This window comes from Streptomyces sp. NPDC058459, from assembly GCF_042721685.1.
In the GTDB taxonomy this organism is placed as follows: Bacteria; Actinomycetota; Actinomycetes; order Streptomycetales; family Streptomycetaceae; genus Streptomyces.
The window spans coordinates 1-15,548 of record NZ_JBHXLV010000055.1; the positions used below are offsets into that span (position 1 = coordinate 1).

The 15,548-nt window shown below is 72.0% G+C and carries 13 protein-coding genes, 1 pseudogene and 1 riboswitch; of the genes and pseudogenes, 2 read left to right on the forward strand and 12 right to left on the reverse strand.

The features are described from left to right. Positions 1–275: 275 nt before the first annotated feature. Both ACFWN1_RS13350 and ACFWN1_RS13355 read right to left on the reverse strand, forming a co-directional pair. Positions 276–1,811, reverse strand: a complete 1,536-nt coding sequence (locus tag ACFWN1_RS13350; protein ID WP_384360718.1) for an amino acid permease — start codon at positions 1,809–1,811, stop codon at positions 276–278. A 55-nt stretch (positions 1,812–1,866) separates the two neighbouring features. After that, positions 1,867–2,823: a hypothetical protein gene (locus ACFWN1_RS13355; protein ID WP_384360720.1), complete on the reverse strand. Its 957-nt coding sequence runs from the start codon at positions 2,821–2,823 to the stop codon at positions 1,867–1,869. 255 nt (positions 2,824–3,078) lie between these two features. Here ACFWN1_RS13355 and ACFWN1_RS13360 point away from each other — a divergent pair. Both ACFWN1_RS13360 and ACFWN1_RS13365 read left to right on the forward strand, forming a co-directional pair. After that, a pseudogene (locus tag ACFWN1_RS13360) lies at positions 3,079–3,719 on the forward strand (uridine kinase). A 433-nt stretch (positions 3,720–4,152) separates the two neighbouring features. Next, complete coding sequence (locus ACFWN1_RS13365) at positions 4,153–6,015, forward strand: AAA family ATPase (RefSeq protein WP_384360722.1); 1,863 nt, start codon at positions 4,153–4,155, stop codon at positions 6,013–6,015. Between the two features lie 23 nt (positions 6,016–6,038). On the opposite strand, the gene ACFWN1_RS13370 is transcribed toward ACFWN1_RS13365, so the two are convergent. The 10 genes from ACFWN1_RS13370 to ACFWN1_RS13415 form a co-directional block, all read right to left on the reverse strand. Continuing rightward, the gene (locus tag ACFWN1_RS13370) at positions 6,039–7,154 is read right to left on the reverse strand and encodes a hemolysin family protein (protein WP_384360724.1); all 1,116 of its coding nucleotides are present in this window, start codon (positions 7,152–7,154) and stop codon (positions 6,039–6,041) included. Next, complete coding sequence (locus ACFWN1_RS13375) at positions 7,151–8,485, reverse strand: hemolysin family protein (protein ID WP_384360726.1); 1,335 nt, start codon at positions 8,483–8,485, stop codon at positions 7,151–7,153. Before ACFWN1_RS13375 ends, ACFWN1_RS13370 begins: the two co-directional genes overlap by 4 nt. Before the next feature lie 276 nt (positions 8,486–8,761). Beyond that, positions 8,762–9,232, reverse strand: coding sequence for a PH domain-containing protein (locus ACFWN1_RS13380; protein ID WP_384360729.1), 471 nt, complete (start codon positions 9,230–9,232; stop codon positions 8,762–8,764). A gap of 14 nt (positions 9,233–9,246) precedes the next feature. Next, positions 9,247–10,095, reverse strand: coding sequence for an ATP phosphoribosyltransferase (gene hisG / locus ACFWN1_RS13385; protein WP_384360731.1), 849 nt, complete (start codon positions 10,093–10,095; stop codon positions 9,247–9,249). A 60-nt stretch (positions 10,096–10,155) separates the two neighbouring features. Continuing rightward, complete coding sequence (locus ACFWN1_RS13390; protein WP_018534786.1) at positions 10,156–10,428, reverse strand: phosphoribosyl-ATP diphosphatase; 273 nt, start codon at positions 10,426–10,428, stop codon at positions 10,156–10,158. A gap of 34 nt (positions 10,429–10,462) precedes the next feature. Beyond that, positions 10,463–10,948, reverse strand: a complete 486-nt coding sequence (gene ribH, locus ACFWN1_RS13395; RefSeq protein ID WP_384360733.1) for a 6,7-dimethyl-8-ribityllumazine synthase — start codon at positions 10,946–10,948, stop codon at positions 10,463–10,465. Between the two features lie 38 nt (positions 10,949–10,986). Further along, complete coding sequence (locus ACFWN1_RS13400) at positions 10,987–12,306, reverse strand: bifunctional 3,4-dihydroxy-2-butanone-4-phosphate synthase/GTP cyclohydrolase II (RefSeq protein ID WP_384360735.1); 1,320 nt, start codon at positions 12,304–12,306, stop codon at positions 10,987–10,989. Then, a complete protein-coding gene (locus tag ACFWN1_RS13405; protein WP_384360737.1) occupies positions 12,303–12,944 on the reverse strand; it encodes a nicotinamide riboside transporter PnuC in 642 nt (213 codons plus the stop codon). Before ACFWN1_RS13405 ends, ACFWN1_RS13400 begins: the two co-directional genes overlap by 4 nt. Then, positions 12,941–13,546, reverse strand: a complete 606-nt coding sequence (locus tag ACFWN1_RS13410; RefSeq protein ID WP_384360739.1) for a riboflavin synthase — start codon at positions 13,544–13,546, stop codon at positions 12,941–12,943. Before ACFWN1_RS13410 ends, ACFWN1_RS13405 begins: the two co-directional genes overlap by 4 nt. A gap of 156 nt (positions 13,547–13,702) precedes the next feature. Further along, positions 13,703–13,833, reverse strand: a riboswitch (FMN riboswitch). 458 nt (positions 13,834–14,291) lie between these two features. Beyond that, positions 14,292–15,479, reverse strand: coding sequence for an ROK family transcriptional regulator (locus tag ACFWN1_RS13415; protein WP_384360741.1), 1,188 nt, complete (start codon positions 15,477–15,479; stop codon positions 14,292–14,294). Positions 15,480–15,548 lie beyond the last annotated feature (69 nt).

Genomic DNA, 15,548 nt, shown 5'->3' on the forward strand with positions numbered 1-15,548 from the left:
GCACCGTACCGGCGGCCCCCGCGACGGCGACGGCTGCGGCGAGGACGGTCCGGCGGGACGGCTGCTGGGCTCTGCTCATGGGCGCGACTACCCCCAGGTGTCCGGGTCAGGACGGTTCAGGTGAACGGTCGTGCGCCCACTATGGAGCAGGCGGCATGCCCCTGCCAGCACTTCGGCGCATGCCGCGCCCATGATCATTGGTCTCCACCACTGGCTGACATGAGCCCGCCATGGCAGGCTCATGTCAGCAAAGGCTCAGCTGACGCTTGTCAGGGTCAGACCAGGTCCATCGCCGCGACCTCGTCGGGGCGGCCGTAGCTGACCGGGCCCTGGAAGCGGCGGCGGGCCGTGGTGAACCACCACACCGTGGCGATGAGCAGGACGGCCGCCAGCGCGATCGGCGCGTAGTTGAAGGAGTCCGCGGTGATCGGGGACGCCTGCGGGAGCATGAACAGGACGCTGCTGAGCAGAATCCAGATCACCGCGACCCAGCCGATCAGCCGGCCCCAGCGGCCCAGGTGCCAGGGACCGGGCTGGAACTCGTCGCCGAGGCGCAGCCGGAGGAAGATCGGCACCGCGTAGGCGAGGAACAGCCCGACCACGTTGACGCTGACGATCGCGGTGAACGCCGTGTGGGACCACCAGCCGGGCACCACCAGGGCGAGCGAGCAGCCGACGGCGAGCCACACCGCCTTGACGGGCGTACGGGTGCGCGTGGAGACCGAGTGCCACCAGCGGGAGCCGGGCATCGCGCCGTCCCGCGAGAAGGCGAAGATCTGCCGGGTGTTGCTGGTGAGATTGGCGAGGCCGCAGAAGAGCATGGCGCCGATGACGATGAGCAGCATGGCCTTGGCCGTGCCGAGGCCGAGCGCGTCGATGAGAATCTGGACGGGCGGGGCGTCCGAACCTGCCACCTTGGCGTAGTCACCGATGCTGTAGACCAGCGCGAGCATCAGGATGAGGCCGGTGATCGCCGAATAGCCGATGGCGCGGGTGATGCCCTTCGGCGCGTTGACCGTCGCCTGGACCGTTTCCTCCGACATGTGGAAGCTGCCGTCGAAGCCGGTGAAGGTCCAGCTGGTGACCAGCAGGCCCAGCATGCCGCCGTAAAGACCGTTGGTGAAACCGGTGTTGTTCTGGAAATGCGTCACGAAGGACGCCGACTGGTGGTGATCGGGAATCACGGCGAGTGCGCCCACGATCACCACAAGTCCGACCAGCAGCCACCACACGGAAATCCGGTTCAGCAGCGCGACGAGCTGGACGGTGTAGGTGTTGGCGAGCCCCTGGAGCACGATGATCAGCGCGGTGATCAGCACCGTCTGGTGGGCGGTGGGCTCGTACGACGGCCACTGCAGCGCGACGAACGCCTGGATGAAGGTGGCGGCGGCGTAACCCGTGGCGGCGGTGCCGCCGATCTGGCCTACGAAGTTCAGCCAGCCGGTGAACCAGGACCAGGCGCCCTTGTGCCGCTTGGCGAGCTTACCGGCGGAGAAATACAGCGCGCCGCTCGTCGGATAGGCGGAGGCGACTTCCGCCATGGCGGCGCCGATGAACAGCACCATCACCGAGACCCCGATCCAGCCGAACACGAGAATACGGGGGCCGCCCGCGTTCAGGCCGAATCCGAAGGACGAGAAAATACCCGAGAGGATATTGATGATGGTGAAGGAGATCGCGAAATTGTCGAACGCCTTGAATCGGCGCGTGAGCGCACGCGGATAACCCATCGCGTGCAGGGTGGCGTCGTCGTCACACACCGCCGGGGACGCCGGAGTCTTGGGCTCCGGCGGCGATATCCGTTCCGACATCGATCTGCCTTTCTGTTGGGGGGGTGGGCACAGCGAAGTGGCACAGGTGCGGCTCTCAGTCGGGTCCGGGGACGGGCAGGCCGCAGGCGCGCCGGGCCCGGGAGAGCTGTTCGGCGGGGTCTCCGAAGGCGCTCCAGGGCATGCGCGAGGCGTAGGGCCCCATCGCCGCGAACACCGCGCGTGCCTCGAACTCGCTCTGGCCCATGACCAGCGCGTGCGCGAGGTAGGCCAGGTCGAGGACCGGGGTGAACCGGGAACGGGGCACCGTGGGCAGCCAGTTGCGATACACGGCCAGCGCGGTGGAGCGCCACTGCGGCTGTTCCCAGACCCGGTCGGCGAGGAGTTGGGTGGGGTTGTAGCTCTCCACCAGCGCGACCAGCGGCAGCAGCCTGAGCGCGGAGTCGGCGGGCGCGCGCTGGCTGAGGAAGGCGGCCACGTCCCAGGCGGCGTTGACCGAGCCGCCGTGCCGGGTGAAGAAGAAGGAGAGGAAGCGGTGGTGGCCCTCGCGGTGCCAGGGGTCCAGGGACAGGATGTGGGCGAACAGCCGCCAGGGGCCCGGCGGCGCGGTGAGCAGCCCCTGCGGCGCGGGTTCACGCAGCTGGTGCAGCCGGGCCATGGCCAGCTTGGCGACCCAGGGCGTGGGGTCGCCGGGGGCGAGGGCGGCGGCACTCTCGCAGGCGGTCAGCGCGATCCGCTCCAGCGCCTCGGCCCGTTCGTCGCGCGCGTCGGCGGCCCGTATCGCGCGCTGGACGGCCACGCGGGCCCACATCAGCGCGGCCTCGGGCGACGGCTCCTCGCCGAGCCAGCGCTCCACGAGGTCGGTGCCGGCCGCCTCCGAGGCCAGCACCAGCGAGCGGTGGGCGCGCAGGGCGAAATCGGACCGCGTCTCGGCGAGGGCCTCGCAGGCGTAGCGATGACGTCCGGCGCGGACGTCGACGCAGACGCTCGCCAGAACGCGGTCGTCGGCCGCCGGGTGCCAGATGTACTGCCCCTCGAATAACTCCGCGGCCATGCTCCCCTGTCCGTCCCGGTACGACGCGTCGCAGTTGTGCAGGACGCACCTTACTCACCGGCCGACGCGCCTGGAACGCCTAATTTCACATTTCGGTCGGCGGATTCCCGGTGAAAATCTCCAACGATTGACCTTTAGTCAGCGGACCCGGCACGAAGTCGGGTTTTTCCGGCCGCAGAGTACCGCCGCCATCGGCCCCTACTAGACTGTTTCCGGCAGAACTCCCCCACACCGCACCACACCTCGGGAATCGACATTCACCAGCTCACCGGCCGTCTGCGCGGCCTCCCCCCGTCGCTGGGGCCGGTCCGGCTGATCGGCGTCGACGGGCACGCGGGCTCCGGGAAGTCCACGTTCGCCGGGCGGCTGGCCGCCGCGCTCGGCGGGGTGCCGGTGCTGCACCTGGACGACATCGCCAGCCATGCCGGACTCTTCGCCTGGACCGCCCGGTTCACCGCCGAGGTGATCGAGCCGCTGAGCCGTGGCGAGAGCGCGCGGTACGCCCCCTACGACTGGAACCTGCGCGCCTTCGGCCCGCTCCGCACCCTGCCGCCGGCCCCGCTGATCCTGGTCGAGGGCGTGGGAGCGGGGCGCCGGGCGCTGCGTCCGCACCTCGCGGCGCTGCTGTGGATGGAGCTGCCCGCGCGGGAAGCCTGGGCGCGCGGCCGCCGCCGGGACGGCGCCGCGCAGCGGGAGTTCTGGGACGGCTGGACCGAGGCGGAGCGCGCGCACTTCGCCGCCGACCCCTCGCGCCCTCACGCGGACCTCCTAGTGTGCGCGACGCAGGCGGAGTACGAGGTGCTGCCAGGGCCCGCGAGCCCCCGCTGACCGACCCCGGCCGGGCTCGACCCACCCGCGTCATCACGCAGGGTGAGGACCCATCCGCTATGTGCTGAACTTGTGAAGACGCCCGCCCCGAAAGTTCGTTCGTGACCCCAACTCCGCTTGACCTGCCCCCCGTACAGGTCTTACGTTCTCTGCACACGGTCCTTCGCGGGCCGTCCGCAGACACGAAGCCCCCGATCGTTCCCCCGTGATCGGGGGCTTCGTACTGCCCCGGGCCACCTTCCGAGGAGCCGGGCGCACCGATCTGATCACCCTCGGTGACCGCGCCCCGTGCGCCCCGCGTGCTCCCACCTCGTCGAACGCCGTCTGCGGCACCCTTCGGCAGCCGGTCGTCCCACGGGTACGATGCCCTCGGTGCGACCTTCGAGCGGCTGCCTCGCGCACCTGCAACTCCGGTCCGCGGTACAGCGGTTCGACCGGCGGAGACCGCCGAGCGCCTGCCCGGTGGGCAACCAACGGGGGGCATGGTTCGTGGGGGACGTGATGGACTTCGGCACGCGGGGCCCCGAGGCCCCGGCCGACCTCGCCTGGACGCGAGGTGTGGACGCCTACACGATGGGCGCCTACCCGCAGGCGGAGGAGGAGTTCCGCGCCGCGGCGCGGCTGGACCCGGGGATGGCCGACGCCTGGCTCGGACTGCACGCGCTCAGGGTGGACACGACCACCGCGCTGATCCGGATGTTCCGGCACCGCGACCGCTTCGGCGAGCAGCGCGCCCGGCACCGCCGCTCCCTCAACTCCTGGTACTGGCTGGGCTGGTGGGTGCAGCCGGTGCTGGAGAGCCCCCGCGATCTGCTGCTCGCGCACGCCTCGCACTGGCTGGACGGCCGCCATGTGCCGGAGCTGGACCGGGCGCTGGCCGGGCTGCCGCCCGTGGACACCGACCCGCAGGTGCGGTTCCTGCACGCCTGCCGCGCCTATCTGGTCAAGGACTGGGACCAGCTGGTCCGGCACACCGACCCGCTGCTCGACGACCCCCTGCTCGGGATAGAGGCGGGTCTGTTCGGCGGCATGGCCCGGGTCCGGCTGGAGACGTACGGGCAGGCCGAGCCGCTGCTCTCGGCCGCCCTGATGCGCTGCCGCAGCGAACAGCCGCAGCGCAAGGAGCTGCGGTACTGGCTGGCCCGCGCCCACGAGGGCACCGGCCGCAGCGCCGCCGCCCTGCCGCTGTACCGGGCCGTGCACCGGGTCGACCCGGCTTTCATGGACACCTCGGCCCGGCTCGCCGCCATCGCCGAGGGCGACGGGTACGACGACCCCGCCGACTTCGCGGCGGTCACCCTGTCCGGCGCCGGGCAGGACACGATGGACGGCCCCGACTCCCTCGACCCGCTGTTCGGCACCGAGGGCCGCGATCTCCGGCTCTCCGAGCCCGAGCTGCCGGCCGGACCGCTCCCCTCGGCGGGGGACCGGGCGGTCCGGGTGAAGAGCGGTGTCACCTCCTCGCACCTGCCGGCCGGGCCGACCGATCCGGCCCTGCTGGAGGAAGCGCTCGCGGAGCTGGAGCGCATGGTGGGACTGGAGCCCGTCAAACGGCAGGTGAAGGCGCTCTCGGCGCAGCTGAACATGGCCCGGCTGCGCGCCGGACAGGGGCTCCCGGTGCAGCCGCCGAAACGGCACTTCGTCTTCTCCGGCCCCTCCGGCACCGGCAAGACCACGGTGGCCCGCATCCTCGGCCGGGTCTTCTACGCCCTCGGCCTGCTCGGCGGCGACCACCTCGTGGAGGCGCAGCGGGCCGACCTGGTCGGGGAGTACCTGGGCCAGACCGCCGTGAAGGCCAACGAACTGATCGACTCGGCCATCGGCGGGGTCCTTTTCGTGGACGAGGCGTACGCGCTGTCCAACTCAGGTTACGGCAAGGGCGACGCGTACGGCGACGAGGCGCTCCAGGTGCTGCTGAAGCGGGCCGAGGACAACCGGGACCATCTGGTGGTGATCCTCGCCGGCTACCCCGAGGGCATGGACCGGCTGCTGGCGGCCAACCCCGGCCTGTCCTCCCGCTTCACCACCCGCGTCGACTTCCCCTCCTACCGCCCCGCCGAACTCACCGAGATCGGGCGGGTCCTCGCAGCAGAGAACCGTGACGAGTGGGACGAGGAGGCGGTGGAGGAGCTGCGCTCCATCGCCGGACACGTGGTCGACCAGGGCTGGATCGACGAACTGGGCAACGGCCGCTTCCTGCGCACGATGTACGAGAAGAGCTGCGCGTACCGGGATCTGCGGCTGTCCACCTGTCCGGGCGCGCTGTCCCGTGAGGATCTGGCCACCCTGCGGCTGCCGGACCTGATGCAGGCGTACGGCGAGGTGCTGTCGGGCCGGGCACCGCAGGACCCGTCGGCGATGTGACGGGTCCCGCGGCTCGGCTCGGCCTAGGTGGCCAGCGCCTGTTCCGGATCGCCGCTCTGCCGGGGCCGGGCGGTGCGCAGCGGCACCGGTTCCTTCTTCGGGGCGGGCTCCTCCGGGGTGTCCGGGTGGGCCGGATCGTGGACCTCGCCCACCAGCAGCTCCAGCGCGTCCTCCAGCGCGACCAGGCCCAGCACCCGGCCGGAGGCGTCCGCCACCTGGGCCAGATGCGTGGCGGCCCGGCGCATGACGGTCAGCGCGTCGTCCAGCGGGAGTTCCGCCCTGAGCGTGGCCATGGGACGCCACACGTGCTGCGGCACGGCGCGGTCGGAGTCCTCCAGGTCGAGGACGTCCTTGACGTGCACGTACCCCATGAAGGCGCCTGTCCCGGCGGCCACCGGGAAGCGAGAGTAGCCGGTGCGCGCGGTCAGCTCGACGATCTCCCCCGGTGTCACCGACGGCGGCACCGTCACGAGGGTCTCGCGCCTGAGCAGGACGTCGGTGACCGGGCGGGAGCCCAGTTCCAGCGCGTCCTCAAGCCGCTCCTGCGCCTCCGGGTCGAGCAGCCCGGCCTGGCCGGAGTCCTCCAGCAGGCGGTTGAGCTGCTCGCTGGTCACGACGGCCTCGACCTCGTCCTTGGGCTCGACGCGGAAGAGGCGCAGGATGCCCTGCGCGCAGGCGCCGAGCGCCACGGTGACGGGCTTGCAGATGCGGGCGAAGTACACCAGGCCGGGGCCGAGCCACAGCGCGGCCTTCTCGGGCGCGGCCATGGCCAGGTTCTTCGGCACCATCTCGCCGATGACCAGGTGGAAGAAGACCACCGCGGCCAGCGCGATCACATAGCCCAGCGGGTGGATCACACCCTCGGGAAGACGGGCCGCCTCGAACACCGGCTCCAGGAGCTGGGCCACGGTCGGCTCGGCCACCGCGCCGAGGGTCAGCGAGCAGACGGTGATGCCGAACTGGGCGGCCGCCATCATCTGCGGCAGCCGCTCCAGACCGTGCAGCACCTGGCGGGCGCGGACGGTGCCGAGCGGCTCGATCTGGCTGCGGCGGACGGAGACGAGCGCGAACTCGGCGCCGACGAAGAATCCGTTGGCGAGGACGAGCAGCGCGGCGAAAAGGAGTTGGACGACGCTCATCGGGTGGCCTCCGTCGGCTGGGCGGCGGGCGCCGTCCGGACCAGGCGGACCCGCTCGGCGCGGTAGTGGCTGACCTGGCGCACGGACAGCCGCCAGCCGGGCAGTTCGGCCCGGTCGCCGGGCGCCGGGATACGGCCGAGCAGGTCGGCGACAAGCCCGGCGACGGTCTCGTAGGGCCCCTCGGGGGCGTCCAGGCCGATGCGGGTGAGGACGTCGACGCGGCAGCCGCCGTCCACGTCCCACGCGGGGCGGCCGTCCTCGGGCGGGGCGGGGGCGACTTCGGGCACCACCTGGCGGTCGTGCTCGTCGCGGACCTCGCCGACCAGTTCCTCGACGATGTCCTCCAGGGTGACCACGCCCGCGGTGCCGCCGTACTCGTCGACGACGACCGCGATGGGCTGCTCGCTGCGCAGCCGGGTCAGCAGGGGGCGCACCGGCAGGGTCTCGGGGACCAGCAGCGCCTTGCCCGCGATCCGGGCGACCGGGGTGCGCAGGCGCTCGTGCGCCGGGACCGCCAGGGCGTCCTTGAGGTGGACCATGCCGACGATCTCGTCGATCTTCTCCCGGTAGACGGGGAAGCGGGACAGACCGGTGGCCCGGGTGAGGTTGACGACGTCCTCGGCGGTGGCCGAGTCCTGGAGCGCGCTGACCTTCACCCGGGGCGTCATGACGTGCTGGGCGGTCAGGTCGCCGAGGGACAGGGTGCGGACGAACAGGTCGGCCGTGTCCTGCTCCAGGGCCCCGGCCTGGGCGGAGTGCCGGGCCAGGGAGACCAGCTCGCCGGGGGTGCGGGCGGAGGCAAGCTCGTCGGCCGGCTCGACGCCCAGGGCGCGCACCAGCCGGTTGGCGACCGTGTTGAGCACCGAGATCACCGGCCGGAAGAGCCGGGAGAACAGGTGCTGCGGGCCCGCGACGAACCGCGCCACCTGGAGCGGCTTGGAGACCGCCCAGTTCTTGGGGACCAGTTCGCCGACGACCATCTGGACCGCGGAGGCCAGCAGCATGCCGACGACCACGGCGACCCCGGAGACGGCGCCGCCGGGGACACCGAGCGCGCGGAACGGGCCGCCGAGCAGCTCCGCCAGGGCCGGTTCGGCGAGCATGCCGACGACCAGCGAGGTGATGGTGATGCCGAGCTGGGTGCCGGAGAGCTGGAAGGAGAGTTCCTTCAGCGACTCCACGACCGTACGGGCGCGTATGTCGCCCTCGGCCGCTGCCCGCTCGGCGTCCTGGCGCTCGACGGTGACGAGGCCGAACTCGGCGGCCACGAAGAATCCGTTGGCGAGGATCAGCAGGAAGGCCGCTCCGAGGAGCAGCAGGGGGGTGCTCATGATGCCGCCGCCTCCGCGTGCGCGCGGACCGCGTCCGCGGTATGTCGGCAGGGGGCGGCGCAGGTACTACAGGACGATCCGTCCATCGCCGGAGAGGGTCACTCCTCGGATAGCAGGGAAAACCTCCGCGCGCCGGGCTCGGCACGACGGAGGCGGAGGCGCTGTGGAAACGCCTCCGCCAACAGATTAGTCAAGACCGGGGCGGGTGCGGCAAGGGCGGCCACCCCTGAACGGCCCCCGATCCGGAACCCCGAGGGCCCTGAGCCCGTCTGGGACTCAGGCGCCGGGCAGTTCCGGATCGCGCGGCGCGTGCTGCTCCACCAGGGTACGCAATGTCCGCGCGTCGGCGATGGCGCGCTGCCTGGCGACGCCGGGCTGGATGCCGAGCGCGGCCAGGCTGGTGCCGTCGCTGAGGTCGAGGAACACCCAGGGATCGCCGGGACGCAGGTTGACCCGGACGATCTCGGCCCAGTCCAGGCGCCGGCTGCCCGCGATGTTGACCACGGTGACGCCGGTCCGCTCGGCGACGATCTTCACCCGGGCCAGCCGGGCCAGCACCCAGGCCATGAGGGCCCCGGTGAGGATGAAGGTGAGCCGCTCCCCCGGGTTGAGGTCCAGCAGCAGGGCGATGGCGGCGACGACCGCGAAGAGCGCCACGCCGGCGGTGAGCAGGATCACCCGGGTGCGTCCCGGCCGGAAGGTGACCGGCAGGTGTGGCTGGGCGGGGGGCTGGGGAGGCTCGGACATGTGGTTCGGGTTCCTCAGAGGCGGCAGGCGTGGATGGCCGTGGTCAGGATGGCCCGCGCGCCGATGGCGTACAGGTCGTCCATGATCCGCTGCGCGTCGTCGGTGGGGACCATGGCCCGGACGGCGACCCAGCCCTCGTTGTGCAGCGGGGAGACGGTCGGGGACTCCAGGCCGGGGGTGAGGGCCACGGCCTTCTCCAGCTGCTCCACGCGGCAGTCGTAGTCCATCATCACGTAGGTCCGCGCGACCAGGACGCCCTGGAGGCGGCGCAGGAACCGCTGGACCTTCGGGTCCTCGGCGTCCGCGCCGGTGCGGCGGATGACAATGGCCTCGGACTTCATGATGGGCTCGCCGAAGACCTCGAGGCCGGCGTTGCGCAGCGAGGTGCCCGTCTCGACCACGTCCGCGATGATCTCCGCCACGCCCAGCTCGATCGCGGTCTCCACCGCGCCGTCGAGGTGGACCACGGAGGCGTCGATGGCGTTGTCGGCGAGGTGGCGGCCGACGATGCCCTCGTAGGAGGTGGCGACCGTGCGGCCCTTGAGGTCGGCCGCGCTGGCGGCGGTGCCGGGCTTGGCGGCGAAGTGGAAGGTGGAACGGGCGAAGCCGAGCGGCAGGATCTCCTCGGCCTCGGCGCCGGAGTCGATCAGCAGGTCACGGCCGGTGACGCCGATGTCGAGCCGCCCGGAGGACACGTAGATGGCGATGTCCCGGGGGCGCAGGTAGAAGAACTCGACCTCGTTCACCGGGTCCACGGTCCGCAGTTCCTTGGACTCCCGGCGCTGCCGGTAGCCGGCCTCATGCAGCATGTCCCCCGCAGGTCCGGACAGGGAACCCTTGTTGGGGACGGCGATGCGCAGCATGAGGTCGGCTTCCTTCGTGTGGCGGGGTGGTGCGGTGGGCGGGATGTGCGGGGCGACGGATCACAGGTGGGCGTAGACGTCGTCCAGCGAGATGCCGCGGGCGACCATCATCACCTGGACGTGGTAGAGCAACTGCGAGATCTCCTCGGCGGCCGCTTCCTTGCCCTCGTACTCGGCGGCCATCCAGACCTCGGCGGCCTCCTCGACGACCTTCTTGCCGATGGCATGGACGCCCTTGCCGACCAGTTCGGCGGTGCGGGAGGTGGCGGGGTCGCCGGTGGCTGCCTTCTGCTGGAGCTCGGTGAACAGCTCCTCGAACGTCTTATTGGACATGGTGGTCCTCACCCTACGCGGTCCGGGCGGTGTCTCAGTGCCAGGGTTCGGACACCGAACGCAGCGTGGCCGCCGTGGCCACCGCCGCGGTGACCGCCTCGTGGCCCTTGTCCTCGCGGGAGCCCTCGATGCCGGCCCGGTCCAGGGCCTGCTCCTCGGTGTCGCAGGTGAGGACGCCGAAGCCGACGGGGACGCCGGTCTGCACGGAGACCTGGGTGAGGCCCTGGGTGACGCCCTGGCACACGTACTCGAAGTGCGGGGTGCCGCCGCGGATGACGACGCCGAGGGCGACGACCGCGTGGTAGCCGCGGTCCGCCATGGCCTTGGCGGCGACGGGGAGTTCGAAGCTGCCGGGGACCCTGATCAGGGTCGGCTCGTCGATCCCGAGGTCGTGCAGGGCGCGCAGGGCGCCGTCCACCAGGCCGTCCATCACCTTGTCGTGCCACTGCGCCGCGATGACGGCGACCCTCAGGTCGCTGACGTTGCGTACGGACAGTTCCGGTGCACCCTTGCCGCTCACGTTGCTCCTTGCTCCTTCGCGCTGTTCGCTCGGTTCGTTCACTGGTTGCCGCAGGTGGACACGGCGGGGGTGTCCAGCCAGGGCAGGTCATGGCCCATCCGGTCGCGCTTGGTGCGCAGGTACTGGACGTTGTGCTCGTCGGCGTGGACCGGCATCGGCTCGCGGCCGGTGACCTGGATACCGTGCCGGGTGAGCGCGTCGGTCTTGTCGGGGTTGTTGGTCATCAGGCGGACGTCACGCACGCCGAGGTCGGCGAGGATCTGGGCGCCGGCCGCGTAGTCGCGGGCGTCCGCGGGGAGGCCGAGTTCCAGGTTGGCGTCCAGGGTGTCCCGGCCGCGCTCCTGGAGTTCGTAGGCGCGCAGTTTGGACAGCAGGCCGATGCCGCGTCCCTCGTGGCCGCGCAGGTAGACGACGACGCCCCGGCCCTCGGCGTGGACGCGGGCGAGGGCGGCGTCGAGCTGGGGGCCGCAGTCGCAGCGCAGGGAGGCGAAGACGTCGCCGGTGAGGCACTCGGAGTGGACGCGGGCGAGCACGCCGGTGCCGTCGCCGAGATCGCCATGGACGAGGGCGACGTGTTCGACGCCGTCGGGGGCGCGGTAGCCGTAGGCGGTGAAGTTGCCGTGCCGGGTGGGCAGGCTCGTCTCGGCCTCGCGGCGGACGGTGGGCGCGACGGCTGCCACGGCCTGCTCGCCGGGCTTCTCGGGGGTACGGAGACGGGTGACGAGGTCCGCGATGGAGATGATCGTCAGCCCGTGCTTGCGGGCGAACGGGATCAGCTCGGGCAGGCGCAGCATCCGGCCGTCCTCGCCGGCGATCTCCACGATGGCTCCCGCGGGGCGCAGTCCGGCGAGGCGGGCGAGGTCGACGGCGGCCTCGGTGTGGCCGTCGCGGACGAGGACACCGCCCTCCCGGGCGCGCAGCGGGAAGATGTGGCCGGGGCGCACCAGGTCGGTGGGCCGGGCGGTGCCGCTCGCCAGCAGCTTCAGGGTGGTGGCGCGGTCGGCGGCGGAGATGCCGGTGGTCACGCCGTGCGGGGGCGAGGCGTCCACGGAGACGGTGAAGGCGGTCTTCATCGGCTCGGTGTTGTCCTCGACCATCTGCGGCAGCTTCAGCCGGTCGAGTTCGGCGCCCTCCACGGGGGCGCAGATCAGGCCCCGGCACTCGCTCATCATGAAGGCGACGATCTCGGGGGTGACCTTCTCGGCGGCGATGACGAGGTCGCCCTCGTTCTCGCGGTCCGCGTCGTCCACGACGACGACGGGGCGGCCCGCGGCGATGTCGGCGATGGCCTGCTCGACGGGGTCGAGCCGGAAGTCTTCGATGCTGTCGGTGGGGTGCAGCGGGGGTGCCGAGGTCATGCGGGCGTTCCTTCCAGGACGGGCCGCGTGCTCCTGCGGGAGCGCAGCCACCAGTCGCGCATGCCCCACAGGACGAGCGCGCCGTAGATCACGTAGACGAAGCCGGAGAAGGCGTAGCCGCCCGCGAAGTTGAGCGGGACGCCGACCACGTCGACCAGCAGCCAGGCGAACCAGAACTCGACCATGCCCTTGGCCTGGGCGTACATGGCGACGATGGTGCCGACGAAGATGTAGGCGTCCGGCCAGGGGTCCCAGGACAGGGACGGGTACGCGGTGAAGAGCAGCGCGACGGCGACGGTGCCGGCTGCGGCCGCCGTGATCATGGCGGCGCGTTCTCGCCAGGTGGCGAAGCGGGGGGTGATGTGGCCGTCCGCGGTCTTGCCGCGGCCCCGGCTCCACTGCCAGAAGCCGTACACGGCGACCGCCATGACGACGACCTGCTTGCCCGCGCTGCCGGTGAGGTGGCCGTAGAACGCGGCGAACAGGATCAGGCCGGAGACGAACTGGACCGGCCAGGTCAGGAGGGAGCGGCGCCAGCCGAGCGCGAGGGCGGCCAGGCCGAAGAGGTTGCCGATCATGTCCGACCAGAGGATGTGCTGGCCGAACAGGGTGAACGCCTCGGTGTTGAGCGGGTTCACGCCCCTGCCTCCTGTCCGGACGCGAGCAGCCGCTCGACGTACTTGGCGATGACGTCCACTTCGAGGTTGACCGGGTCGCCGGGCTGCTTGTGACCCAGCGTGGTCAGGGCGAGGGTGGTGGGGATGAGGCTGACGGTGAAGAAGTCCGGGCCCGCCTCGACCACGGTGAGGCTGATGCCGTCGACCGTGATGGAGCCCTTCTCCACGACGTAGCGGGAGAGGGCGGCGGGCAGCGAGATCCTGACGATCTCCCAGTGCTCGGACGGGGTACGGGCGAGCACCTCACCGGAACCGTCGACATGGCCCTGCACGATGTGGCCGCCGAGGCGGGCACCGACGGCGGTGGGACGCTCCAGGTTGACCCGGGAGCCGACGGCGAGGGCGCCGAGGCTGGACCGCTTCAGGGTCTCGGCCATCACGTCGGCGGTGAACTCGTCGCCCTCGTGGTCGACCACGGTGAGACAGACGCCGTTGACGGCGATGGAGTCCCCGTGCCGCGCGCCTTCGGTGACGACGGGGCCACGGAGCCGGAAACGGGAGGCGTCGCCGAGATTCTCGACGGCGGTGACCTCGCCCAGCTCTTCCACGATTCCGGTGAACACGTCCCCGGTCCTCCTGCCTCTTCGGGCACGGACTCCGGGGGCCGGTCGATGACGACGGCATGGACGGGTGGGGCGCACCGGGTACGACGCCGAAGGGGACCCGTCCGGATGAGGACGGGACCGGAATACGGCGGCGCGCATGGTGATGCCCGCCCGCCGCGCACTGCCTCCCATCCGGACTTTAACCGTCGGTCCAGGAATTTCACCTGGTCAACCGGCCGCTGGAAGCGACCGGGTCGCGGACTGTAACCGCCGGTTCGGACTTTCACCGACCCCGGAGTGCGCTGCTTCTGGTACACCGCAAGTCTGCCACGCCCGCCCGTCGGCCATACAGGTGATTGGTGTGTGCTGCCTCACAGCCCACCCCTTCGAGCGAAGGCGCGGAGCAACGCGCCTGGACAACAAGGGAGTTGAGCTTGGTCCGGACCTATTGACCGTACTGGTCTAGTCCTCTTATGGTGCGACCGGACCCGGCGGTGGTGACGAAGGCCCTTGCCCGCCGCCGGGTTCCCACCAGCCGGGCATGCCCCGTTTCGAGCTGACCGCGCCCCCGTCGGCCCTGCTCCGGGCCGGACTGGCGGGCCAGCCGGTCGAGGGTCGCCGAAACGGCCGAGCGCCTGCCCGAGTCGGCCCTCCCCGCAGGACGTGCACCCGACATGCGCGGCCCCGAGATGCGTTCCGTGCCCTCACCGGCCCGCGCCTGCCTCGCCGCCACGGGCACGCGGCGCCCGCCGCTGGAGGCGCCCTACCGCCCGAACAGCTCGTCCTGCGCCCGGTCGCGGGCCGTCAGCAGGGCGCCCCGAAGCACCGCCGCGCCCCCGAGGGTGCCGGCCCGGACCTCGGTGGCCAGCGGGGACATCCGCTCCAGCCGGGCGCCGACCCGCGCCGCGAGCGCCTCTCCCCCGGCCTGGCCGACCTCGCCGCCGAGCACCACGCAGCCGGGGTCGAGGATCGCGGTCACGGCGGCGACGCCGATGGCGAGACGGTGGGCGAGGGCGTCGAGGAAATGTCCGGCGGGCGCGGCAGCGGCGAGGACCGACTCCGCGACCACCCGCGCGGCGCCCGGCCCGTCCAGCGGGCCCGGCACCGCCAGCCCGTGCTCGCGGGCGAGCGCGCCGATCGCCGCCGCACCCGCCAGGGCGTGGAAGCCGCCCTCGCAGTCGGTCGCGGAGGGCAGCGAGCCGGTGCCGGGGACGGGCAGGAAGCCGATCTCGCCCGTGCCGCCGGAGGCGCCCCGGCGCAGGTGGCCGTCGAGGACCACGGCGGCGCCGACGCCGTGACCGAGCCAGAGGAGGACGAAGGTGTCCCGGTCACGGGCGGCACCCTCGCGCTGCTCGGCGAGGGCCGCGAGGTTGGTCTCGTTCTCCACGGTGACCCGCGCCTCGGGCAGCCTCCGCTGGAGCGCGACGGCCAGGCTGCGGTGCCAGGCGGGAAGCCCGCTGGAGTCGCGCAGGTCACCGGTGGCGGGGTCGACCAGGCCGGGCGCGCCGATGCCCACGGTGTGGAGCCCGGTCCAGACGTCCGGACCCGCCTTCCGCGCGGTCTCCTCCACCGCCGCGACCGCCTGCTCCACGGCGGGCCCGGTCCCGGAGTCCGCGTCGATGGGCACGGCCAGCTCCGCGAGGACCCGCCCCACGAGGTCGGAGACGAGCACCAGGACTCCCCCGGTGCGCACGTCGAGGGCGGCCAGGTGGGCGCGGTCGGCGGCGATGCCGTACAGCCGGGCGTTGGGGCCCCGGCGCTGCTCGCCCCACTCCCCCACCACCCTGATCAGTCCGGAGACGGAGAGGCGCTCGACGAGGTCGCTCACGGTCGGCCGGGACAGCCCGGTCAGCTGCTTGAGCTGTCCCGCCGTCAGCGGGCCCTCCTGCTGCAACAGCCGCAGGGCGAGCCGGTCGTTGATGGCCCGTGCGGTGCTCGGTGATGCGGGCATGACGGGAATCCTCCCAGAGACCGGGCTGCCGGACGCACTCTATCTATCAGGCAGGGTCCCTGATAGTTT